Origin of the sequence: Pseudomonas sp. PWP3-1b2, assembly GCF_049896045.1 — a bacterium.
Taxonomy (GTDB): Bacteria; Pseudomonadota; Gammaproteobacteria; order Pseudomonadales; family Pseudomonadaceae; genus Aquipseudomonas; species Aquipseudomonas antarctica_B.
In genome coordinates this window covers 95,845-116,865 of the sequence record NZ_JAFCTN010000013.1, presented here as the reverse complement: position 1 = coordinate 116,865, position 21,021 = coordinate 95,845, and the positions used below count along the sequence as shown (strand labels likewise).

The following is a 21,021-nucleotide window of genomic DNA, read 5'->3' as shown; positions in this document are numbered from 1 at the left end:
TGTCCCACACCAAACATAGAAACGCCCTACAGAGCATTCTATTGGCACGACCGTTCCGTTAAGCTTTTGCAAAGTCTTGTACCGCGCTTGGTACAAAGGGATTTACGGACGGAACGGATGCTAAACAGTAATTCGCTCAGAAAGCTCGATATGCAGGACTTGATGGTGTTTATAGCCGTCTATGACCAGCGCAGCGTTACCGAGGTGTCTGAAACGCTGTTCGTCAGCCAGTCCACCGTGAGTTACAGCTTGAAGAAGCTGCGCACCAGCTTTGAAGACGAGCTGTTTATCAACACGCGGGCGGGCATGCGCCCGACGTACAAAGCCAGCACCATGTATGACCATGTGCAGAAGATTCTCGAGAGCATCAACCTGTGTCACGCCGGTGGGCAGGCCTTCGACCCGACGCAAAAGGCGGTCACGTTCAATGTGTGTGCACCGGAATATTTCGAACAGTTAATCCTGCCGCGCCTGCTGAAGCATTTCGATCGCGCCGACCTGCCGGTGATCGTCAATGTGCAGAAGCTGGAAACCGATATCCCCGCCGAAGACCTGCGCGAAGGCCGCCTCGACCTGGTGATTTGCTTCGGCCCGCACTTTCACCGCGCCCACAAGGACTTCAAGACCCAGATGCTGCTGGAAGACGATTTGGTCTGCGTGTTCGACAAGCGCTCGGCGCCAAGAGAGCCGGCGCTCAGCCTGCAATCCTTTGTCGAGCGGCGCCACGTGTTCCCCACGCCGTGGACGTCCGGCACCAACATGATTGACGGCTGGCTCGCGCGCCAGGCACACAAGCGCCAAGTCATCGCCCGCGCCAACAGCTACAGCGCAGCGTTGAAGATGATCGCCGGCACCGACTTCGTCGTCACCCTGCCGCGCCGCGTGCAAAAACTGCTGGCGCCCGCGCCTGCCTTCGGCCATTGCGAGCCCCCCAACGGGTTGCCGGGGTTCACGCTGGATATGCAGTGGAAGGAAACCGGTGAGCAGGACGGCGCCAATACCTGGTTTCGCGAGCAGGTGGTGAAGGTGTGCGCAGATCAGGGCTTGTTGTAAGCCTCAGCCGATGGCGACTTTGCTGTAGGAGTCGCGGTCCATATCGACTACCTGAACGCTGAGCTGAACCTGCACGTCCGCCGGCCACTCGCCCAGATCCTGCAACGCCGCCAACAGGCTTTCCGATAACTGCTTCTTGACCTGCGGCGACCGCCCGCTGAGCAACGACAGTTTCACCGCAACAAAGCCGCGGGGGTTGAGGGAAGTGCCCACCTGAAAGCTCTCCACCTTCACGGCGCGGCTTTTGATATCGAACTCGGCACCGAACTGCCCGGACACCATCAGCACGTTGTTGAGGCGCAACAGGGTTTTCTCAACGGCCATGCCTGGCAGGTTGGCTGTGTATTCCAGGTGCAGGTGCGGCATGAAAAGCTCCGAATGGTTGTAGGAAAGAGTAATACGTATAGCACGCGACCGAACCGGGCCCGACCGCTTTCAATGTGAAACTTCGGTCAGGCCACGCAGCAGGGCAGGTGATGGGCGAATCGGTGGAGCTTTGCGAAGGTGTTATCTCAGGACTTTGGCACCGTCACCGGCAGCAAATCGCGGTCACTCATGAAGGCTTCCAGCCGCGAGCGCATCCAGCGCTCCGCAGGGTCTGTGTCGACGTGGCTGAGCCAGACCATGGACAAGTCCAGGGTCGGGGTTTCGAACGGGAACGGCTCGCAGAACAGGTTGCCACCGGCGGCCATGGCGTGGGCGGTGTAGTCCGGCAGGCTGGCGATCATATCGGTGCCGGCGAGCAACGCCGGCAACGCGCTGTACTGCGGCACCGACAACACCACGTGGCGCTTGCGGCCTACTTCTGCCAGCCATTCATCGGCAAACCCCGATACGTTGGCGGTGTGGGACACCAGCACATGGGGCCGCGCGCAGTATTCGTCGAGGGTCAGCGGCGTGTCCGAGGCATCGGCGCGCAACAGGCACGGGCGGATATGCCGCAACAGTTTGCGCTTGGCATTCGCCGGCAAGCCGCGAGTCTGGGTGATGCCGACGGTGATATCGCCGGACGCCAACAGGTCCGGGATGCGCCAGTAATCCACGTGCTGCACCACAAACACCACCTTTGGCGCTTCCTGGCGCAAGGCCCGCAGTAACGGCGGCAGCAGGCCGAACTCAACGTCATCGGACAGGCCGATGCGGAAGGTCATGGTGCTGATGGACGGGTCGAAATCGTGGGTCAGGCTCAGGGCCGACGAGAGTGAGTCCAGGGCTGGCGACAGGTGCTGGATGATCTCTTCGGCGCGCGCGGTCGGTTCCATGCGATGGCCGACGCGAATAAACAGCGGGTCGTTGAACAACGTGCGCAAACGGTTGAGGGCCGAGCTGATGGTGGGCTGGCCGAGAAACAGCTTCTCCGCCACCCGCGTGACGTTGCGCTCAAGCATCAGTGCTTCGAAGACCACCATCAAGTTGATGTCGGCCTTGCGTAGTTCGTTACGATTCATCGGCGCCTGCCCCTCTGCCCAAGACAAGCCGCAGTTTAGAAAGCCCGCGGGGCTGCGTCTATGCGCGCACTGTTCATCCGGGGGCTTTGGGACTATAAATCAGCTCTTCAAGGTCACAGGAACACCCTTGTGCTGGTCATTTTCGCCTTATGCGCCCTGCTCTGTGGGGTGTTGCTCTGGGCCATCAAATTTATTGCCAACCCCACCGCCAGGACACTGCTGCGCGTGTTTGTCGGTTTATGCCTGGCGGCGGTGATGGCTTATCTGGTGCTGGCTTCCGGGTTCCCCACCGCCTTGCTGGTGTGAGACACCTCCTGGCCCTGACGCAGACGCAACGCGGCCAGCGCGGCCACCACCAACACCACAGCGATGACTTTCAAGCCATTTGTGGCACTGCCGGTGCTCATTTCAATCGCGCCCATCACCGACGGCCCGACAAACCCGCCCAACAACCCGCAGGCGTTGACGAAGCCCAGCCCGCCCGCCAGCGCCACGCCCTTGAGGCGCGAAGCCGGGTACAGAAATACGATCGACTGCACCACAAAGAACATCACCGCCGACAGGCAAAAGCCCAACAGGCTGAACACTGGCCCCGACACCGACGCAATGCCCAGGCCCAACGCCATGGTCAACAAGCCGCTGACCAACAGCCAGCGAGCGCGCCCCGGCGTGTTCGCAAAACGCGGCAGCCACACCGCGCCGAGTGCCGCCGCGATCCATGGCAATGAGGTCAGCAGGCCGACGCTCATGGTGCTCAGCTCACCGTATTTACTGATGATGCTCGGCAGGAAAAAAATCACGGTGTAGACGGTGATTTGATGGCAAAAGTACACGAAGATCGCCAGCAGGATTTGCGGGGTCAGCCAGTTTTTTAGCGAGTGCCCGCCCTCGCCTGCGCCCTCTTCGGTTTCCTGGGCAATGCGCTGTTCGATTCCGCGTGCTTCTTCAGCCGACAGCCACGGCGCCTTGCTCGGGCGGTCCGGCAACTTGCGCCAGACCACCCAGGCGAAGGCCACCGCCGGCAAGCCTTCGAGCAGGAACATCCACTGCCAGCCGTGCCAGCCCAGGATGCCGTCCATGCGCATCAACGCCGCGCCCACCGGGCCGCCGATGATGTTGGCAAAACACACGCCGAGCAGGAAATAGCCGGTAGCGCGCGCCCGTTGTTCGCGGTTGAACCAGTAGGTCAGGTACAGCATCACCCCGGGAAACAGGCCGGCTTCGGCAATCCCCAGCAGCAGCCGCAACACGTAAAAAGAGGTTTCGCCTTGCACAAAGGCCATGGCCGCCGAGATCAAACCCCACGTCACCATGATGCGGGCGATCCAGAAGCGCGCGCCGACCTTGTGCATGATCAGGTTGCTGGGAATTTCCGACAGCGCATAGGTCAGGAAAAACAGCCCGGCGCCCAGCCCGTAAGCGGCGGCGGAAATGCCCAGGTCAACGTCCAGGTGATGCTTGGCCAGGGCAATGTTGGTGCGATCCAGAAAACTCAGAACGTAGGCGATGATCAGCAAGGGCATGAGCCTGGCAAACATCACTTTATTCAGCGCCTGCGGTTCGCGAACCGTGTTGGCAGTGTTCATCGGCAGTTCCTCTTGGCGCCCCGCCAGCCGAGCTGAGGGGCGCATCGCTATTGTTTTAGGGTTGGAGTTGCACAGCCAGCGCCGGCGGGCGATGGGAAAACAGTTGCAGCAGCGCGCCGCCCAGAGCGCAGCCGGCCATCACGAAGAAACACACGGTGTAGCCGTGCAAGGTGGTCCAGCCGCCGCCGGAGGCGATTAGGCTGCCCATCAGCACCGGCGCCAGGCCGCCACCGATAAACATCGCGGTGGTGATGATGCCGTTGGCCGTGGAGGTCGCCGACGGCTCGGCCGAATCGCAGGCCACCGCGTAGTAGATCGGCCACACCGCGTTGGCGACCAGGCCGAACAGCAGTTGCACAACGATGATCAGGGTCAGGGTGTTGGCGAAGTAGAACGCGCCGACACTTGCCGCCATCCACAGCCCGCAGATGATCAGGGTGGTGCGCCGCCCGATGATGTCCGACAGCGACGGCCACACCAGTTGCCCGAGAATGCCGGTGAGGGTGAACACCACGCTCATCCCCGCCGACTCCGCCAGCGACAGCCCGACAATGTTGTAGAGGTAGGCCGGCAACACGATGTTGACGCCCATGTACACCACTTGGGTGAGCAGGGTATTGCCCGCCGTCAGGGCGATATTGCGGTTGCGCAAGGTGGCGACAAAGGTGCGCCAGGCTTCACCTTTCACTTGGCTGGCGGGGGCGTTATTCGGCGGCGTCATGCCTTTGGCGGCGATGTCGACATACAGCGCGGTGATGCGCTCGGCCGTGGAGTAACGCGCCCAGAAAATCATCAGCGGCAGCGCCACCACAAAGGCGAAGAAGAACACGTAACGCCAGTTGTCTTCGCCAAACACGGTGATGACAAAGCTTGCAACGATGCCGCTGAGCATGGCGCCGATCGGGTAACCGGTGTGATGCGCGCCCAAGGCAAAACCGCGCCGTTCAACCGGCCACCATTCAGCGGTGTTGCTCACGCCCACCGGTTCCCCCCAGCCCGCGCCCAGGTTGACGCCGACGCGCAAGGCGATAAAGGTCGCGAGGTTACCGCTGAGGGCTTTAAAGCCGGAGAGAAACGAGATGGCCGTGTAACCCAGCACCAGCGGCACTTGAAAACGCGCACGTTTCCAGCCACCGCCGTAGCGGTCGCTCCACATCGAGCCCGGGATATCCAGCAAGGCCAGCGCGAGCATGACCACTGTGGCAACGGTGCCCCATTGATCGGCGGATAAATCGAAATGCTTGGAGATGGTCGGCCCCAGGCGCAATACGATCTCGCGGTCGTAGGCGTTTAGAATCCAGATCATCCAACAGACGAGCAGCGACACCCAGGAATGCCGGTGAATGCTGCGCAGCGACGCTTTTTTAATAGTTGCCATGGGCTTCTCCAGGCGCGCGAGGGCGCGCACTGACGCTAGGTTGCGAAGGAATGTGCCTGTGTTAAAAAACGCGCTAGCTGGCGAATCGTCGCTCGGCTATTCCTTGCACGCCCAACCCGGTAATGGCGAAAAGTGCGCCACGCTGCTGGCCGTCGGACGGGAACCGCGGCAAGGGTGGCTTGGCCATGGAGGTCACAAACAGGGTGTCCAGGTTCGGCCCGCCAAAGGTCAGGCTGGTGACCTTTTTCACTGGCATCTGGATGATGCGATCGACCTGGCCATCAGGGGTGTAGCGCACCAGTTTTCCGGCATAAACCAACGCTTGCCACAGGCAGCCTTCGGCATCCACGGTGCAGCCGTCGGCGGCGCCACCACCGGCGGTGTCGACCTTGGCGAAGGTGCGGCGGTGACTCACATTGCCAGTGGCGAGGTCGTAGTCGTAGGCCCAGATCTCGCCGGACCAGGTGTCGCAAAAGTACAAGGTCTCGCCCGACGGGCTCCAGCACGGCCCGTTGGAGACGATGATGCCGTCGTCCAGCGTGTGCAGGCTCAGGTCGGCGTCGAGGCGGTAGAGTTTGGCGCTGGCGCTGTCCTCCAGGGTGTCCATGGAGCCGAACACAAAACGGCCCTGGCGGTCGACTTTGCCGTCGTTGAGGCGGTTGTCGGGCAGGTGCGGTTCCGGGTCGATCACCCGAGTGAGCTCGCCGCTTTTGAGGTCGAGGCTGTGCACGCCGTTTTGCAGGGCGACGATGGCCGACTCGCCATCGCGGCGCAGGGCCATGGAGCCGATTTTCTGGCCCACGTCCCAGGCGCGCAGTTCGCGGCCGTCATCGGTGCAGCGCAGGATGCGGCCGTCGGCGCTGTCGATCCAGTACAGCCGTTGTTGTTCGACGTCCCACACCGGGCCTTCGCCCAGGGTGGTCTTGACGTCCACTAGCACTTCGATACGCATGAGTGATCCCCTTATTGTTGTTGTGCGGGATTCCAGGCCACGACGCTGCGCGGCCCAGCGCTGTTAAAAATTGACCTGGTCACGCCCCTTGAGCCCGAGAATTTCCCGCGCCTCATCCGGTGTGGCGACGTTCAGGCCCAGCGCCTCGATCACCAGGCGAATGCGGCGAACCTGGTCAGCATTCGAGGCGGCCAATTTACCCGGGCCGTCCCACAGCGAATCCTCCAGCCCCACCCGCGCATTGCTGCCCATGGCCAGGCCCATGGTTGCCAGCGGAATTTGCCCACGCCCGGCCCCGAGGATCGACCACACGTAGTCGTCGCCAAACAGCCGGTCGGCGGTGCGACGCATGTGCGCCAGGTCTTCCGGGTGCCCGCCGATGCCGCCGCGCAGGCCGAACACCGACTGGATAAACAGCGGTGGCTTGAGCAGGCCGCGTTCCAGAAAGTGGGCAGCGGTGTAAAGGTGGCCGATGTCGTAGCACTCGATTTCAAACCGGGTGCGGTTCTCGGCGCAGGAATTCAGGATGTGGGTGATGTCGCGGAAGGTATTGCGGAAGATCCGGTCGTCACTTTCTTCCAGGTAAGGCCGCTCCCAGTCGTGCTTGAACTCGGTAAAGCGGTTGAGCATTTCGTACAGGCCGAAGTTCATCGAGCCCATGTTCAGCGAGGCCAGTTCCGGCTTGAAGTGCATCACCGGTTGCAGGCGTTCTTCAACGCCCATGGTCGGTGCGCCGCCGGTGGTGATGTTGATCACCACGTCGCTGGCGGCCTTTATCTGCGGCAGGAATTCGGCGAACAACGCCGGGTCCTGGCTGGGGCGGCCGTCAATCGGGTCACGGGCATGCAGGTGGACAATCGCAGCGCCCGCTTCGGCGGCGCCGATGGCGGCGTCGGCAATTTCCTGCGCGGTAATCGGCAAATACGGCGACATTGACGGCGTATGAATGGCACCGGTAACGGCGCAGGTAATGATGACAGGACGATTTTTGGACATGACGAGACTCCGACTTTTATTCTTATGAAAAAAATCCCGGGTGCAGCGATGTGTTCTTCCGTGAGTTACAGGTACTCGACGTTGCCGTCGACGCTGATCGCCTGGCCGGTCACGTTGCGCGCGGCAGGGGAACAGAGAAACAAGGCCATGGCAGCCACGTCTTCGGCGGTGACCATGCGCTTGAGGGAAATCTTGTTGAGGTATTCCTGACGCATCTCGGCTTCGGGCACGCCGACCTGTTCGGCGCGGGCGCGGATCACGCCGTCCATGCGCGGGCCTTCAACGATGCCCGGCAGCAAGGCGTTGACGCGGATGTCGCTCTCGCCCAACTCCGAGGCCAGGGATTTCATCAGGCCGACGATTGCCCATTTGGTCGCCGCATAGGGCGTGCGCCACGCGTAGCCCAAGCGCCCCGCCACCGAGGCGATATGCAGCAAATGGCCGTGGGACGATTCCTTGAGCATCGGCACGGCGTGGTGGGCAAAGCGGTATTGCGCCGTGAGATTGATGTTGATGGTGGCTTGCCATTCGGCGTCGTTGATCGCATCGATTCCGCCGGTAGGCCCGGCGATTCCGGCGTTGTTGACCAACACATCAAGGCCACCGAAATGCTCGCGCTGAACCTTGAACACCGCCTCGATCTGCGCGGCGTCACTGACGTCGGCGCGGGTGGCGACACTGCCCGGGTATTTGTCGCGAAACGCCGCCAGGGCCGGCTCGCTCACATCACACACATGCACCTGCGCGCCGGCCTCCAGGTACGCCGCCGCCAACACTTCACCAATGCCGGCAGCCCCGCCGGAAATCAACACACGTAACCCAGGATAGGGCTGCAGCCGCTGTAGGACACTCATGCACGTTTACCTCCTGAAGCAGACGACCGCGAACGGTCGTTCTTGACGAGCAGGCGCGCCAGGGAATCGGCGGCCTGCATGATGTCATCGGTCACCGCTGCGCGAGCGCCGGCGCCATCACGGGAAGCCAGGGCTTCGACGATGCGCGTATGCGCCTCCATCGAGCGTTGCAAGTGAGCTTTATCGGGGGCGACCAGGGCAAAACACGGGCCCATGTGCAGCCAGAAGTTTTCCACGGCGGCCATTGTCAAGTCGGCCTGGGCCACGGCGTAGATGCGCCGGTGAAAGGCGAAGTTGGTCCACAGGTAGCGGGACACGTCGACTTCATCGGCAGCGTGCTGCATTTGCCGGCACAGGTCGGTGATTTCATCGAGGTCGGTCTTTTGCAGAAGCAGCACCGCCTTTTCCGCGAGCAAGCCTTCAAGGGCCACCCGCGCATCACGAATTTCACGCAGACGCTCTACCGTCATCAGGCGTACCCGCAGACGCGAGGTTTCGGTGACTTCAAAGGCATTTTCGGCGCTGAGGCGTTGCAAGGCTTCGCGCACCGGCATGGGGCTGGAGCCCAGCGCTTCGGCGAGGCCGCGGATGGTGAGTTTTTGGCCAGGCTGGAAACGGCCACTCATGAGAGCTTCGCGGATCTGGCGATAGACCTGGTCTTGCAAGGTATCGCGGGACACCTGACGCAGGGTGGGCAGGAGGAGCGGACCATCTGTCATGAGTCAAACCTGTGTTGTCGTTCTTATGGCCTCAATATGTGATCACAAATCAAATATGTCAAATAGCTTCCTGAGTCGATTTAAGCTCGATTGACGAGTGGATGTGCGCTGACTCTAATGGCGCATTAATCAACGCAAGGAGCGCTCACTCATGAAATTTGCCTACACCATCCTCTACGTGCCGGACGTTGCGGCGTCGCTGGCATTCTTCGAAAGGGCCTTTGGCTTCAGTCGTCGTTTTCTGCATGAATCAGGCACGTATGGCGAACTGGAAACCGGCAATACGACCCTTTCATTTGCCGCGCATGAATTGGGTGAGATGAATTTCAAGGGCGGGCATGTGCAGGCGCACACCTCTCGGCAGCCGCTGGGAATGGAGGTGGGGTTTGTGACTGACGATGTGCCTTCGGCGCATGCCAGGGCGCTTGAACAGGGCGCACTAGAGCTGTCGGCGCCGAGCACCAAGCCGTGGGGGCAAGTGGTGTCTTATGTGCGTTGCCCGGATGGGACGTTAGTGGAGTTGTGCACGCCGATTCAGGCTTGAACACTGTTCCAATGTGGGAGCTGGCTTGCCAGCTCCCACATTTTTTACCGCTTACTTCCGGGAAATCAGGGTTTTAGTGGCCGTCCGGCTGATCGTGGCGCTGCTGTTCTTCAGCCACTTCCACCTCCCATTCGTATGAATTTGTCACACGCCCACCCACAGGGTTTCTGACGCCGCTCTGTATTGATAGCCTGCGTGCATCAATAGATCCAAATTACTCACTTATCATTTCTAAATGTGTCAGCCACTATCGGCGGTCTTAAGCGAAACAAGCACTTTAAAAAGAACGCTGGAGACACAAAACCATGACAAGCCCTTCCCGGCCCGCCTCTGCCCGCTCGAAAGTTGGTGCGGTTTTCCGCGTTACTTCGGGTAACTTCCTCGAACAGTTCGACTTCTTTCTGTTCGGTTTCTACGCCACCTATATCGCTGCCGCGTTCTTCCCCGCCGCCAACGAATTTGCGTCATTAATGATGACCTTCGCCGTCTTCGGTGCCGGCTTCCTGATGCGCCCGCTGGGCGCAATTATTCTGGGTGCCTACATCGATGACGTCGGCCGTCGCAAAGGGCTGATCGTGACGCTGTCGATCATGGCCAGCGGCACGCTGCTGATCGTGCTCGTTCCGGGTTATCACACCATTGGCCTGTGGGCGCCGGCGCTGGTGCTGCTGGGCCGCCTGCTGCAAGGCTTCTCGGCCGGTGCGGAACTGGGCGGTGTGTCGGTTTACCTGGCTGAAATGGCCACCCCGGGCCGCAAAGGTTTCTACACCAGCTGGCAATCGGGCAGCCAACAGATCTCCATCGTGGTCGCCGCTGCACTGGGTTACGGCCTGAACGTATGGATGGAACCGGCCGTGGTTGCCGATTGGGGCTGGCGCATTCCGTTTGCCGTCGGTTGCGTGATCATCCCGTTCATTTTCCTGCTGCGTCGCAACCTGCAGGAAACCGAAGAGTTTGCCAACCGCACACATCGCCCGACCATGCGTGAAGTGCTGGCCACGCTGGTGAAGAACTGGACCGTGGTGATTGGCGGCATGATGATGGTGGCGATGACCACCACCGCGTTTTACCTGATCACCGTGTACGCGCCGACCTTCGGCAAAACCGTGTTGCAACTGAGTACTTCGGACGCCCTGCTGGTGACCTTGCTGGTGGCCGTGTCGAACTTTGTGTGGCTGCCGATCGGCGGCACCTTGAGTGACCGTTTCGGCCGCAAGCCGATGCTGATCGCCATGACTGCCTTGACGGTAATCACCGCCTACCCGGCGCTGTCGTTTGTGGTCAACGCGCCGAGCTTCGGCCACATGCTGGAAACCTTGCTGTGGTTCTCCTTCCTTTATGGCATGTACAACGGCGCGATGATTCCGGCCCTGACCGAAATCATGCCGGTGGAAGTGCGCGTGGCGGGCTTCTCCCTGGCCTACAGCCTGGCAACGGCGATCTTCGGCGGGTTCACCCCGGCGATCTCCACCTGGTTCATTCACATCACCGAAGACAAGGCCTCGCCGGCCTACTGGATGATGTTCGCCGCGCTGTGCGCCTTTTGCTCGACCCTGGCGCTGTATCGCAATGCGAAAACCCGTGGCCAGGTGATTCAGGGGGCCGTGTGATGAAGCCGCTGATCAACACCCTGACGGCGCTCGCCCTCGGCGCCCTCGCGCTGACGGCCCAGGCTGAAGAGCTCAAGGTCATGACGTCCGGCGGCTTCACCGCTGCGTATAAATTGCTCGGCCCGCAGTACACCGAGAAAAGCGGCGACACCCTGGACACCCTCCTCGGCCCGTCGATGGGCAAGGCGCCGGAAGCAATTCCCAACCGCCTCGCCCGTGGCGAACACGCCGACGTGGTGATTATGGTCGGCTACGCCCTGGATGACTTGATCAAACAGGGCAAGGTCGACAAGGCCTCGCGTGTGGAGCTGGCGGATTCGCGAATCGGCTTGGTGGTAAAGGACGGCGCGGCGAAACCTGCGATCGGCACTGACGCCGAATTGAAAGCCGTGCTGCAAAAGGCCAAATCCGTGGCGTATTCGGACAGCGCCAGCGGTGTGTATGTCGAGAAAGAGCTGTTCAAGAAACTCGGCATGCCGGCCAAGGGCAACATGATCGAACGCATCCCGGTGGCCTCGGTGGTCGCCAAGGGTGATTACGAGGTGGGCTTGCAACAGGTCGCAGAATTGCTGCCGGTGCCGGGCGTGACCTATGTCGGCAAAATCCCCGAAGACGTGCAGTCGGTGACGCGCTTTGCGGCGGGTATACCGGTTAACGCCGAACACCCGGCCCAGGCCAGGGCGCTGCTGCAGTTCCTGGCTTCGCCCGAGGCGCAACCGGTGGTGCAATCCACCGGCCTGGACTCGGTGTCACACTGACCGAAACGGCGTCTCGCGCACTAACCGCTCCAACTCCAGCGCCGCTGGCGGCAGTGTCCGCCCGCGGCGTTTTATCAAGCCCACGTTGCGCATCACCTGCGGCTCCACCAGCGGCACACTCACCAGAATCGGGTGCGTGCCGGCCGGCATCGCAATCGACGGCACCATCGCCACGCCCAGGCCCGCCTCCACCAACCCGATCATGGTGGTCACGTGGTGCGTCTCGCAAATGCTCGGTTTTTTCACCCGCACGCCACGCAACGCCTGGTCCAGCAGGAAACGGTTGCCGGAGGTTTTGTCCACGGTGATGTAGTCGTGCTCATAGGCCTCGGCCCAGGTCACGCTCTCGCGCTCGGCCAGCGGATGATCCCGGCGACAGGCCAGCACGTAGCGTTCCTGCAACAGCAACTCGAACTCCACTTCATCGGCCAGGCTGCCGCTGAAACTCACGCCGAAATCCGCCTCGCCACTTTCCACCGCATTGCACACTTCACCGGCACTGGCATCCAGCACGCGCAGGCGAATTTTCGGGTACAGCTTGTGGAATTCGGAGATCACGTGGGGCATGAAGTAGTACGCGGTGGACGGCACGCAGGCGATGGTCACATTGCCCATGCGCGTGGACGCCACGTTACTGATGCCCATCAAGGCGACGTCGAGGTCATCGAGCATCCGCTCGACCTGCGGCAGAAACGCGCGCCCGACCATGGTCAGGCTGACCCGCCGGGTGGTGCGTTCGAACAGCTTCACGTCGAGGGCCGATTCAAGCTTTTCGATACGCCGGCTGAGGGCCGGCTGCGAGATGCGGATGGCCTCGGCGGCGCCGCGAAAACTGCCCTTGTCTACCACGGCGCGAAAGGCCTGGAGGTCGTTGAGGTCGAAGTTGATGATCACGAGGGTTGGCCAGGGTGGTCGATGTGGGGGGCATTATCGTCTGCGCGGCAGTGGTGCGCCATGCGCGCGGGTGTCGGTTTGAGTTAATAACCCTGCTACAAATATGAAGTCATACATATCAGCGGGTTATCTGTCTGGCTGAGCCACGCTGGCGCGAGATAGGCGCTGGCTCAACTCGATGCCCTTGAAGACTACATCAGTGTTTTATGGCGGCCAGAATTACGCAGCTTTTTTACACAATGAGGGCGACTGAGCTCGTTTGGTCGCACCGCTGAACGATGAGTGAACAGCCCTTGTCTACCCCAACGCGGAACGCCAGGCTGGCGCCGACCCGATCTTTGACAAGGTTTGGTACAAAAACCCTCAAAACCCGTCAAATCGGCTCGATTTAGTATAAATTGCACGCAGTTTATCTAAGACATTCAAGGAGGTTATCCGTGGCAACTCTGCAAGCGACTACGATCCAGGCTCTGCTGAACAATCGCACTTCCCTGCTCTCCGAATGGGTAGCCAGCCAGGAAGCTACAGGCGCCACGCGTAACCTCAAAGACGATGAAGTCAAACGCCAGACCGGCGAGTTTCTCAGCCTGCTGACCGGTGCACTTGAGAACAACGGCTCGCAAAACACCCGTCAGGAAAACTGGGCAGAAACCCGTACATTCCTCGAGAAGCTGTCCCACAGCCGTGCACTGGCCGGCCAGGACTCGCAACAGACCGCCAGTTTTATTTTTGCCCTCAAAGGCCCGCTGTTCGCTCTGCTGCAACGCGAGTACGCCAACGACGCAACGCAATTGGCCGAACAACTGTGGGAAATCTCCGAGTTGCTCGACGCGCTGGGCATGCACACCATCCGTACCTTCCAGAAATCCCGCGAGTCGGTGATCAAGCGCCAACAGGAAGAGCTGCTGGAACTCTCCACCCCAGTGGTGAAACTGTGGGACGGCGTACTCGCCCTGCCGATGATCGGCACCCTTGATTCACAACGCACCCAGGTGGTGATGGAATCGCTGCTGCAACGCATCGTCGACACCGGCGCCGAAATTGCCATCATCGACATCACTGGTGTGCCGACTGTCGACACCCTGGTGGCCCAACACCTGCTGAAAACCGTGACGGCTATTCGCCTGATGGGCGCTGACTGCATCATCAGTGGCGTGCGTCCGCAAATCGCCCAGACCATCGTTCACCTCGGCCTGGACCTGCAAGGCGTGGTGACCAAAGCGAATCTCGCCGACGCTCTCGCGTTGGCCCTCAAGCGTCTGGGCGTCACTGTCACCAAGGCGGTTTAAGCATGGAACGCATTCCTATTCTGCAGATGGGCGATTTTTTGCTCGTCACCATCCAGGTCGACATGCATGACCAGCTCGCGCTGACCCTGCAGGACGACTTGTCCGAACGCATCAGCCGCACTTCGGCGCGTGGCGTACTTATCGATATTTCGGCGCTGGACATGGTCGACTCGTTTATCGGTCGCATGATCGGCACCATTTCCGGCCTGTCGCGGATCATGGATGCCCAGACCGTACTGGTCGGCATGCAACCGGCTGTCGCCATCACCCTGGTGGAGCTGGGCATGACCTTGCCCGGGGTGGCCACCGCGCTCAATGTCGAGCGCGGCATGAAACTGTTACGCGACCGGGTAGAACACTCATGACCCAAGCCAGCAACGGCACGCACCCCGTGCTGATTGAACAGGACGTTGTGCTGGCTCGACAATTGGTGCGCAAACTGGCGCAGGAATGCGGCATGCGGCTGATCGACCTGACCAAGCTGGTCACGGCCGTCAGCGAACTGGCCCGAAACACCGTGGTGTATGGCGGCGGCGGCTACATGGACTGGGCGGTGATCGAAAAAGACCACCGCGCCGGCATACGCCTGACCTTTCGCGATGAAGGGCCGGGCATCCCCGACCTCAAGCTGGCGATGACCGACGGCTGGACCTCCGGCGGCGGTTTGGGCCTGGGGTTGACCGGCGCCAAGCGCCTGGTGGATGAGTTTGAACTGGACACCGTGCCAGGCCAGGGTACCCGCGTGACGATCACACGATGGTCCTGAATATTCCCAGCGCGTTGACGCACGTGTTGTTGATTGAAGACGTCAGCCAGGTCGGACACGCCCGGCGCACGGCGCAACACTTGGCCGAGCACCTGGGTTTCGATGAAACCGACGCGGGGCGCGTGGCGTTGGTTGCCACCGAGCTTGCCAGCAATGTTCTCAAACACGCCGACCATGGCGAACTGCACCTGCGGGCCACGGGCAATGGCGGTGTCGAGATGATAGCTGTCGACCGTGGGCAAGGTTTTGATATCAGCAGCGGCCTGGTAGACGGGTTTTCCACGGGCGGCACCCAAGGCATAGGGCTCGGGGCAATTTCACGCGTAGCCCAGGTGTTCGATGCTTACACCGGTTCACGTGGGACGGCGATTCTGGCCAGGCTGACACCACGTTCAGGCGCGGTGAAAGACATTCGCTATGGCGTCAGTCAGCACTCGCTGCACAACGACCCGCACTGTGGCGACGCCTGGCACCTGGCGATCGAACCGGGGCGCTTCAGCGTGATGATGGCTGACGGGTTGGGCCATGGTGAGTATGCAGAACGTGCAGCCCGGGCCGGTGAAGAAGTGTTCGCGAAAGAAGCGTTTCTTGATGCCCAGGTGTTGATGAACGATATGCACATCAACATGACTGGCACCCGCGGGGCAGCCATGGCCATCGTCCAATACGACGCCGGCGCTGACCGACTGCGCTTTACCGGTGTGGGAAACATTGGCGGCAGCCTCATCAGCCCTGGCAAGTCACGAGGGTTGGCCTCGCACCCCGGCATCGTCGGCGTGCAGTTTCGCAAGGCACAACCCTTCGACTACGATGAGGTGGCCGATCAGTTGCTGATTCTGTACAGCGACGGCCTGCAGTCACGCTGGAACCTGTCGGACTATCCCGGGCTCATCTATCGTCACCCGGCCCTGATCGCCGCCATTTTGCACCGTGACTTTTGTCGCGGCCGGGATGATGTCACCGTATTCGTGATCGCCCTGGAGGCTATTGATGTCTGAATCCACTGCCTCGCTCGTCAAGGAAGTCCAACAACTTCGCCAGGAAGCGGACGCGTTGCGTGCTGAACTGGACGAGACCAACCAGGGCGTGCTGGCGCTGTATGCCGAATTGGACATGCAGGCCGACCAACTGCGCCAGGCGTCAGACCTGAAAAGTCGCTTCCTGTCGTACATGAGCCATGAATTCCGTACGCCGTTGGGCTCGATCCTGAGCATCACCAGCCTGCTGGTGGATGAGCTGGATGGCCCGCTGAGCCCCGAGCAGCACACCCAGGTCGGCTTCATCCGCAGCTCGGCACGCGAACTGCGCGAAATGGTCGATGACTTGTTGGACCTGGCCAAAATCGAAGCCGGGCGCATCAACATCTCGCCAGCCTGGTTCGACATGCTTGACCTGTTCTCGGCCCTGCGCGGGATGTTCCGGCCCATCGTTGATGGTTCTTCCGTGGACCTGATTTTCGAAGAGCCCTCTGGCCTGCCGCGCCTGTACACCGATGACAAGAAGCTTGCGCAAATCCTGCGCAACTTCATTTCGAATGCGCTGAAGTTCACGCTGCAAGGCGAGGTTCGCGTCTCGGCAAGCATGTTCGGCGAGCAGGAAATACGCTTCGCGGTGCACGACACCGGGCTGGGTATCGCACCGGAACTGCATAAAAACCTGTTCGAAGACTTTTCCCAGATCGACTCTCCCCTGCAAAAACGCTTGCGCGGTACCGGCCTGGGCCTGTCATTGTGCAAGCGCTTCGCCGAATTGCTCGGTGGACGGGTTGGTTTGGAAAGTACGCCGGGCGTGGGCTCAATGTTCTACGTGATCATTCCTCTGTCTATTGCCAGTGAGAACGTCGATGAATCGTGATATCCAGCTGCTGATCGTCGACGACAACGCCGCCACGCGCTACGCATTGCGCCGCCGACTGGAGCGCCATCGTTTCGTTGTCAGCGAAGCCGGCACTGGCCAGGATGGCCTGGACCAGATTGCCCGGGGAAAAGTCGATGCGCTGATTCTGGACGTCAACCTGCCGGACATGAGCGGTTTCGATATCGTGCGTAAACTGCGCGCCGATCCCGCCACGGCGTTGCTGCCGGTGGTGCATGTGTCGGCGGCGTCCATCGAGACCGGCGACATTATTACCGGCCTGGACGCGGGAGCCGATGCCTACCTGATTCACCCGGTGGACCCGGATGTGCTGCTGGCGACCCTGCGCACCTTGCTGCGGGTACGCGACGCCGAATACGCCCTGCGCGAGAGCGAGGCGCGCTTTCGCGAGATCTTCTTCAACATCAGCGCGCCGATTGCCGTGATGGATGCGCAACTGAAGGTCCACGAATGCAACCACGCCTTTGCTCAACTGATCCTCGACAACCTTAACCCCGATGCCTTGCAGGAATGCTTTGCTGACGATCAGCAAGCTGTCCTCTCCGAGATGTGCCTCGGGCTGTCAGGGGGCGAGCGCTGGAAAGGCACGCTGCAAATGAACGTCGAGGGTCAGCTGCGCGAAACCGAATGGCAGATCTCACCTTACAACCGCACGGATTTGAGCCTGGTGTTTGTCGAGGACGTCACCGAGCATCGCCATCGCGAACGCCATCAACAGGCTGAGCTGGCAAACGCCACCACTCAACTGGCGCGCACCGAGGCGCAGTTGCTGCAGGCGCAAAAGATGGACGCCCTGGGCAAACTCACCGGCGGCATTGCCCACGATTTCAACAACCTGCTGACCGGCATCATCACCAGCCTGGAACTGATCAAAAAACGCATCGAAGCCGAGCGTACCGACAAGGTCGTCCACTATGCCGACGCTGCGCTCACGTCAGCGCTGAGCGCCGCCGCGCTGACCAACCGTTTGCTCGCCTTCGCGCGGCAACAGCCACTGGATACGCGGCCGGTAGACATCAATGCGCACGTCCGCTCGCTGGAAGACCTGCTGGTACGCACCATCGGCGAACACATCGCGTTGAAACTGGAGCTGACCACAGGTACGGCCGTGGCGATGGTGGACCCGATTCAACTGGAAAGCGCAGTGCTCAACCTGGTGATCAACGCCCGCGACGCGCTGCCCCAAGGCGGCATTATCTGGGTGACGACTTACCCGGCTTACTCCAACGGCAACCTCAAGCTGGAAAACGGCCCGTACATCGCGTTGTCGGTACGCGACAACGGTGTGGGTATCGAACACAGCGTGATCGACAAGGTGTTCGATCCGTTCTTCACCACCAAACCCGTTGGCCAGGGAACCGGTCTGGGCCTGTCAACCATCTATGGGTTTGCCCGCCAGTCCGGCGGTGATGCGCAGATCCGCAGCGTCACGCGCCAGGGTACCGAAGTGACCATCATGCTGCCCGCTGCTGCCGGGCCTGCCATCGCGCCGGTGACCAAGGTCGTGGCAGCACCGGGTGTGAGCAGCGGCGAGCACGTGCTGATCGTTGAAGACATGCCATCGGTGCGCAGCTTTATTTCAGAAGTACTGATAGACGCCGGGTACCGCTGCACCCTGGCGGCGGACGGTGATGAAGCCATTGGCATCTTGCAGGCCGACCCGTCCATCGAACTGTTGCTGACTGACGTGGGCCTGCCGTACATGACCGGCCGCGAACTGGCAGATGTAGCCCAGACATTGCGCAGCGACTTGCCGATTCTGTTCATGACCGGCTACGCGGAAAACGCCGCCAACCGGCAGAGCTTCCTGGGCGAAGGGATGGACCTGATCGCCAAGCCGTTTCATATCGACGAGCTGCTGGAGAAGATTCGACAGGGCCTGGAGCGGCGTTTACAGGTAACGCCGAAAGGGGACAGCGGCGCCGTCACAGGCTGAAATCCTGCGACATGCTTGGTAGGTTTGTCAGCGCTCCACCCTACCCGAATGACTGCTGGCGCTGACCGATGACGCACGCTCTAAAACAAAACCGCCCCCTGCAACGTCGCTGGCCGTCCTTGGCCTGCTTGGCCTGCTTGGCGTTGCCAGCCGTACCGGTTGGCTTGCATTGCCTGATAAATATTAAGTCATCAATATCAGTCGGTTATTTGTGCAGCTTGAGCAGCGTAATACCCACCAGCGACAATACTGAGAGCTTATCAGCGCCACCTCTCAGTAGGCCCGACATGGAAAAAACAGTCATCGCTGCAACCCCGTTCTCGTGTCAGCAGCGTTTTCAGTGCCACGTTTCAAGGACTGGAAACGAGCAGATTCAAGTCACTCACTTGCATAAGTCCCACTACGGGACTAGGCTCTTTGCATGAGAATTATCGCGATCAGCCAACTCAAAATCTTTTGGCAGAAACACCCGGACTCAGAGCAATCTCTGCTCGCCTGGATAGACGAGGCAAAAACTGCCGATTGGTCCACCCCGGCGCAGATTAAGGATCAGTTCCGTCACGCGAGCATTCTCAAGAGCCGACGGGTCGTCTTCAACATCAAGGGAAATGACTACCGGCTCGTGGTCGCCGTGGCCTATCGCTATGGCGCTGTCTATATCAAGTTCGTCGGTACGCACAGGCAGTACGACACCATTGACGCCGATACCGTTGAAGCGGAGTAACCCATGAACATCCGACCTATCCACACCGAACAGGACTATAAAAAAGCCTTGAAGGCTGTGTCGCCGCTGTTCGATAACGAACCAGAGCCTGGCACGTCAGAGGGTGATTACTTTGATGTCATGATCACGTTGATCGAAGCCTATGAAACGAAGCATTTCCCGGTGGACCTACCCAACCCAATCGACGCCATTCGTTTCAGGATGGAACAATCCGGCCTTACTGCGGCCGACCTTGTACCGGCCATTGGTCGTCAAAATAGGGTGTATGAAGTGCTCAATGGAAAGCGCGCGCTCACCCTGCCGATGATCTGGAAACTGCATGAGATGTTTGGAATACCGGCGCAGAGTCTGATCAAACCGGTAAAGCATGCCTGAGGGCAATGCCTGTGTACCTGACTCAAAGCCTGCTGAACATTGCGCTCAGCAGGCTTTTCGGCTTCAAGAGCCAGACCTTTCGCGGTCTTTGGAAACCGGCCATTCCTGGCTGATACCAGCCCGATGAGGCCAAATATTATCAGACAGATTTCCAAAAACCTTGAAAGGGCTGGCTTTAAGAGCCGATCAATTTCCTGGCGGGTTCCCACGCCAGAGGGGCTGCGAAAAACGCCTGCGCATTACTGTCCAGTGTTTCCAGGTGATAACCACCCTCCTGCACAATCACGCACGGCAAGCCCAGCCCGCGTATGCATGCCCCTAACCGCGCAAACCCTTCCCGGGTGACTGCGACTTTGCTTTGCGGGTCCAGCTCGTAGATATCGAAACCCAGGGACACCACCAGCACCTGCGCCGAGAAGTCTTTCACCGCCGCCAGGGCGAGGTCGAGCTTTTCGAAAAACAGCGCCTCACTGGCGCCGTGAGGCATTGGCAGGTTGAGGTTGAAGCCTTCACCGGCGGCGCTTCCATGCTCGTCGGCAAAGCCTGCAACACCGGGATAGAAGTTGGTGGGGTCGCCATGGATCGACACATACAGCACGTCGTCGCGGTCGTAGAAAATCTCCTGAATACCCTGGCCGTGGTGCATGTCGGTATCCAGCACCGCCACGCGCGTGAACCCTTCGCGCAGGGCTTGCGCCGCAACGGCCGCGTTGTTGATGTAGCAAAAACCACCGGCGGCGTCGTATCGAGCGTGATGGCCTGGTGGGCGGCACAAGGCATAGGCGGCGGGTGCGCCAGCGAGGATGTCCCTGGCGGCGGCGACGGCACTTTGGGCTGACCAGTAGGCGGAGCGCCAGGTGAGTTCGCCCACCGGGCAACTGCCGTCCGCCAGGTAGCGCGCGGCCTGGGCGAGGATGCCGCGCAGGGCATTGGGCTCGCGCACGAAGAGGTTGGACATGACTTCGTCGCCCCAGTCTTCCGGGATTTCCTTCCAGCGTTGGTGCGCTTCTTGAAGGAAGGCCAGGTACAGCGCGCTGTGCACGGCGAGCAGCGGGTCGAGGCCGTAATCTTGCGGTTGCTGAATATCAAAGCCCAGGGTTTGCGCGGCCAACAGCAGGTTGCGCGCGCGCTCGGGGACTTCCTGTGGGGTGCGCATCTGGCCACGGGAGTAGTAGTTGCGCGGATGGTGCAGGAGTTGTTCGGGGTGAAAATAAGTACGCATAAAGTGCTCCTGGATGATCACCGAACCTGTGGGAGAGCTTGC

At 60.6% G+C, this 21,021-nt stretch carries 23 protein-coding genes; 13 read left to right on the top strand and 10 right to left on the bottom strand.

From position 1 onward, the window contains the following. Positions 1-117: 117 nt before the first annotated feature. Positions 118-1,053, top strand: coding sequence for a LysR family transcriptional regulator (locus ACP7A2_RS11430; protein WP_426134285.1), 936 nt, complete (start codon positions 118-120; stop codon positions 1,051-1,053). Between the two features lie 3 nt (positions 1,054-1,056). Here ACP7A2_RS11430 and ACP7A2_RS11425 read toward each other — a convergent pair whose 3' ends face one another. Next, entirely contained in the window at positions 1,057-1,419 is a 363-nt protein-coding gene (locus ACP7A2_RS11425; RefSeq protein ID WP_426134284.1) for a 5-carboxymethyl-2-hydroxymuconate Delta-isomerase, read from the bottom strand. Between the two features lie 146 nt (positions 1,420-1,565). Continuing rightward, the gene (locus tag ACP7A2_RS11420) at positions 1,566-2,501 is read right to left on the bottom strand and encodes a LysR substrate-binding domain-containing protein (protein ID WP_426134283.1); all 936 of its coding nucleotides are present in this window, start codon (positions 2,499-2,501) and stop codon (positions 1,566-1,568) included. Between the two features lie 129 nt (positions 2,502-2,630). Between ACP7A2_RS11420 and ACP7A2_RS11415 the strand changes: the two genes are divergently transcribed. After that, positions 2,631-2,807, top strand: coding sequence for a hypothetical protein (locus ACP7A2_RS11415; protein WP_426134282.1), 177 nt, complete (start codon positions 2,631-2,633; stop codon positions 2,805-2,807). Here the strand turns inward: ACP7A2_RS11415 and ACP7A2_RS11410 are convergent. The 6 genes from ACP7A2_RS11410 to ACP7A2_RS11385 all read right to left on the bottom strand — a co-directional run bounded on the left by ACP7A2_RS11410 (position 2,762) and on the right by ACP7A2_RS11385 (position 8,986). Next, positions 2,762-4,087 carry an MFS transporter gene (locus tag ACP7A2_RS11410; RefSeq protein WP_426134281.1) on the bottom strand — a complete coding sequence of 442 codons (1,326 nt, stop codon included), beginning with the start codon at positions 4,085-4,087 and terminating at the stop codon, positions 2,762-2,764. The genes ACP7A2_RS11415 and ACP7A2_RS11410 overlap by 46 nt on opposite strands. Positions 4,088-4,142: 55 nt before the next feature. Next, positions 4,143-5,465 (bottom strand): MFS transporter, encoded by a 1,323-nt coding sequence (locus ACP7A2_RS11405; protein ID WP_426134280.1) that lies wholly within the window; start codon positions 5,463-5,465, stop codon positions 4,143-4,145. Positions 5,466-5,538: 73 nt separating this feature from the next. Further along, positions 5,539-6,417, bottom strand: a complete 879-nt coding sequence (locus ACP7A2_RS11400; RefSeq protein ID WP_426134279.1) for an SMP-30/gluconolactonase/LRE family protein — start codon at positions 6,415-6,417, stop codon at positions 5,539-5,541. A 63-nt stretch (positions 6,418-6,480) separates the two neighbouring features. Further along, positions 6,481-7,413 (bottom strand): 3-keto-5-aminohexanoate cleavage protein, encoded by a 933-nt coding sequence (locus tag ACP7A2_RS11395; RefSeq protein ID WP_426134278.1) that lies wholly within the window; start codon positions 7,411-7,413, stop codon positions 6,481-6,483. A 65-nt stretch (positions 7,414-7,478) separates the two neighbouring features. Further along, positions 7,479-8,267: an SDR family oxidoreductase gene (locus ACP7A2_RS11390; RefSeq protein WP_375067826.1), complete on the bottom strand. Its 789-nt coding sequence runs from the start codon at positions 8,265-8,267 to the stop codon at positions 7,479-7,481. Next, on the bottom strand, positions 8,264-8,986 hold the full coding sequence (locus ACP7A2_RS11385; RefSeq protein WP_426134277.1) for a GntR family transcriptional regulator: 723 nt from the start codon (positions 8,984-8,986) through the stop codon (positions 8,264-8,266). The genes ACP7A2_RS11390 and ACP7A2_RS11385 overlap by 4 nt, the downstream gene beginning before the upstream one ends. Positions 8,987-9,137: 151 nt before the next feature. Between ACP7A2_RS11385 and ACP7A2_RS11380 the strand changes: the two genes are divergently transcribed. The 3 genes from ACP7A2_RS11380 to ACP7A2_RS11370 all read left to right on the top strand — a co-directional run bounded on the left by ACP7A2_RS11380 (position 9,138) and on the right by ACP7A2_RS11370 (position 11,898). Further along, complete coding sequence (locus tag ACP7A2_RS11380; RefSeq protein ID WP_426134276.1) at positions 9,138-9,530, top strand: VOC family protein; 393 nt, start codon at positions 9,138-9,140, stop codon at positions 9,528-9,530. A 305-nt stretch (positions 9,531-9,835) separates the two neighbouring features. Further along, positions 9,836-11,140 carry an MFS transporter gene (locus ACP7A2_RS11375; protein ID WP_426134275.1) on the top strand — a complete coding sequence of 435 codons (1,305 nt, stop codon included), beginning with the start codon at positions 9,836-9,838 and terminating at the stop codon, positions 11,138-11,140. Continuing rightward, positions 11,140-11,898, top strand: a complete 759-nt coding sequence (locus ACP7A2_RS11370; protein WP_426134274.1) for a substrate-binding domain-containing protein — start codon at positions 11,140-11,142, stop codon at positions 11,896-11,898. Before ACP7A2_RS11375 ends, ACP7A2_RS11370 begins: the two co-directional genes overlap by 1 nt. Here ACP7A2_RS11370 and ACP7A2_RS11365 read toward each other — a convergent pair. Beyond that, the gene (locus ACP7A2_RS11365; RefSeq protein ID WP_426134273.1) at positions 11,890-12,792 is read right to left on the bottom strand and encodes a LysR family transcriptional regulator; all 903 of its coding nucleotides are present in this window, start codon (positions 12,790-12,792) and stop codon (positions 11,890-11,892) included. The two genes, ACP7A2_RS11370 and ACP7A2_RS11365, sit on opposite strands and share 9 nt — an antisense overlap. 437 nt (positions 12,793-13,229) lie before the next feature. Here ACP7A2_RS11365 and ACP7A2_RS11360 point away from each other — a divergent pair, with 437 nt between their 5' ends. From ACP7A2_RS11360 to ACP7A2_RS11325, 8 genes are all read left to right on the top strand, one after another. Continuing rightward, the gene (locus tag ACP7A2_RS11360) at positions 13,230-14,081 is read left to right on the top strand and encodes an STAS domain-containing protein (protein WP_426134272.1); all 852 of its coding nucleotides are present in this window, start codon (positions 13,230-13,232) and stop codon (positions 14,079-14,081) included. A 2-nt stretch (positions 14,082-14,083) separates the two neighbouring features. Next, a complete protein-coding gene (locus ACP7A2_RS11355; protein WP_426134271.1) occupies positions 14,084-14,446 on the top strand; it encodes an STAS domain-containing protein in 363 nt (120 codons plus the stop codon). Beyond that, positions 14,443-14,847 (top strand): anti-sigma regulatory factor, encoded by a 405-nt coding sequence (locus ACP7A2_RS11350; RefSeq protein ID WP_348054963.1) that lies wholly within the window; start codon positions 14,443-14,445, stop codon positions 14,845-14,847. The genes ACP7A2_RS11355 and ACP7A2_RS11350 overlap by 4 nt, the downstream gene beginning before the upstream one ends. After that, positions 14,838-15,845, top strand: coding sequence for an ATP-binding protein (locus ACP7A2_RS11345; protein ID WP_426134270.1), 1,008 nt, complete (start codon positions 14,838-14,840; stop codon positions 15,843-15,845). The genes ACP7A2_RS11350 and ACP7A2_RS11345 overlap by 10 nt, the downstream gene beginning before the upstream one ends. Continuing rightward, entirely contained in the window at positions 15,838-16,701 is an 864-nt protein-coding gene (locus ACP7A2_RS11340; RefSeq protein WP_426134269.1) for a sensor histidine kinase, read from the top strand. The genes ACP7A2_RS11345 and ACP7A2_RS11340 overlap by 8 nt, the downstream gene beginning before the upstream one ends. Beyond that, complete coding sequence (locus tag ACP7A2_RS11335; RefSeq protein WP_426134268.1) at positions 16,691-18,658, top strand: response regulator; 1,968 nt, start codon at positions 16,691-16,693, stop codon at positions 18,656-18,658. The genes ACP7A2_RS11340 and ACP7A2_RS11335 overlap by 11 nt, the downstream gene beginning before the upstream one ends. Before the next feature lie 421 nt (positions 18,659-19,079). Then, positions 19,080-19,382 carry a type II toxin-antitoxin system HigB family toxin gene (locus ACP7A2_RS11330; RefSeq protein ID WP_426134267.1) on the top strand — a complete coding sequence of 101 codons (303 nt, stop codon included), beginning with the start codon at positions 19,080-19,082 and terminating at the stop codon, positions 19,380-19,382. Positions 19,383-19,385: 3 nt separating this feature from the next. After that, entirely contained in the window at positions 19,386-19,757 is a 372-nt protein-coding gene (locus ACP7A2_RS11325) for a helix-turn-helix domain-containing protein (protein ID WP_426134266.1), read from the top strand. A 175-nt stretch (positions 19,758-19,932) separates the two neighbouring features. Here ACP7A2_RS11325 and ACP7A2_RS11320 read toward each other — a convergent pair whose 3' ends face one another. Further along, positions 19,933-20,979: a histone deacetylase family protein gene (locus tag ACP7A2_RS11320; RefSeq protein ID WP_426134265.1), complete on the bottom strand. Its 1,047-nt coding sequence runs from the start codon at positions 20,977-20,979 to the stop codon at positions 19,933-19,935. Between the last annotated feature and the right edge of the window lie 42 nt (positions 20,980-21,021).

Coding starts and splice junctions, on each gene's coding strand:
- ACP7A2_RS11375 (WP_426134275.1), top strand. CDS start 9,836: ATGACAAGCCCTTCCCGGCCCGCCTCTGCCCGCTCGAAAGTTGGTGCG.
- ACP7A2_RS11340 (WP_426134269.1), top strand. CDS start 15,838: ATGTCTGAATCCACTGCCTCGCTCGTCAAGGAAGTCCAACAACTTCGC.
- ACP7A2_RS11400 (WP_426134279.1), bottom strand. CDS start 6,417: ATGCGTATCGAAGTGCTAGTGGACGTCAAGACCACCCTGGGCGAAGGC.
- ACP7A2_RS11325 (WP_426134266.1), top strand. CDS start 19,386: ATGAACATCCGACCTATCCACACCGAACAGGACTATAAAAAAGCCTTG.
- ACP7A2_RS11380 (WP_426134276.1), top strand. CDS start 9,138: ATGAAATTTGCCTACACCATCCTCTACGTGCCGGACGTTGCGGCGTCG.
- ACP7A2_RS11410 (WP_426134281.1), bottom strand. CDS start 4,087: ATGAACACTGCCAACACGGTTCGCGAACCGCAGGCGCTGAATAAAGTG.
- ACP7A2_RS11335 (WP_426134268.1), top strand. CDS start 16,691: ATGAATCGTGATATCCAGCTGCTGATCGTCGACGACAACGCCGCCACG.
- ACP7A2_RS11370 (WP_426134274.1), top strand. CDS start 11,140: ATGAAGCCGCTGATCAACACCCTGACGGCGCTCGCCCTCGGCGCCCTC.
- ACP7A2_RS11320 (WP_426134265.1), bottom strand. CDS start 20,979: ATGCGTACTTATTTTCACCCCGAACAACTCCTGCACCATCCGCGCAAC.
- ACP7A2_RS11395 (WP_426134278.1), bottom strand. CDS start 7,413: ATGTCCAAAAATCGTCCTGTCATCATTACCTGCGCCGTTACCGGTGCC.
- ACP7A2_RS11390 (WP_375067826.1), bottom strand. CDS start 8,267: ATGAGTGTCCTACAGCGGCTGCAGCCCTATCCTGGGTTACGTGTGTTG.
- ACP7A2_RS11345 (WP_426134270.1), top strand. CDS start 14,838: ATGGTCCTGAATATTCCCAGCGCGTTGACGCACGTGTTGTTGATTGAA.
- ACP7A2_RS11425 (WP_426134284.1), bottom strand. CDS start 1,419: ATGCCGCACCTGCACCTGGAATACACAGCCAACCTGCCAGGCATGGCC.
- ACP7A2_RS11350 (WP_348054963.1), top strand. CDS start 14,443: ATGACCCAAGCCAGCAACGGCACGCACCCCGTGCTGATTGAACAGGAC.
- ACP7A2_RS11420 (WP_426134283.1), bottom strand. CDS start 2,501: ATGAATCGTAACGAACTACGCAAGGCCGACATCAACTTGATGGTGGTC.
- ACP7A2_RS11430 (WP_426134285.1), top strand. CDS start 118: ATGCTAAACAGTAATTCGCTCAGAAAGCTCGATATGCAGGACTTGATG.
- ACP7A2_RS11355 (WP_426134271.1), top strand. CDS start 14,084: ATGGAACGCATTCCTATTCTGCAGATGGGCGATTTTTTGCTCGTCACC.
- ACP7A2_RS11405 (WP_426134280.1), bottom strand. CDS start 5,465: ATGGCAACTATTAAAAAAGCGTCGCTGCGCAGCATTCACCGGCATTCC.
- ACP7A2_RS11330 (WP_426134267.1), top strand. CDS start 19,080: ATGAGAATTATCGCGATCAGCCAACTCAAAATCTTTTGGCAGAAACAC.
- ACP7A2_RS11385 (WP_426134277.1), bottom strand. CDS start 8,986: ATGACAGATGGTCCGCTCCTCCTGCCCACCCTGCGTCAGGTGTCCCGC.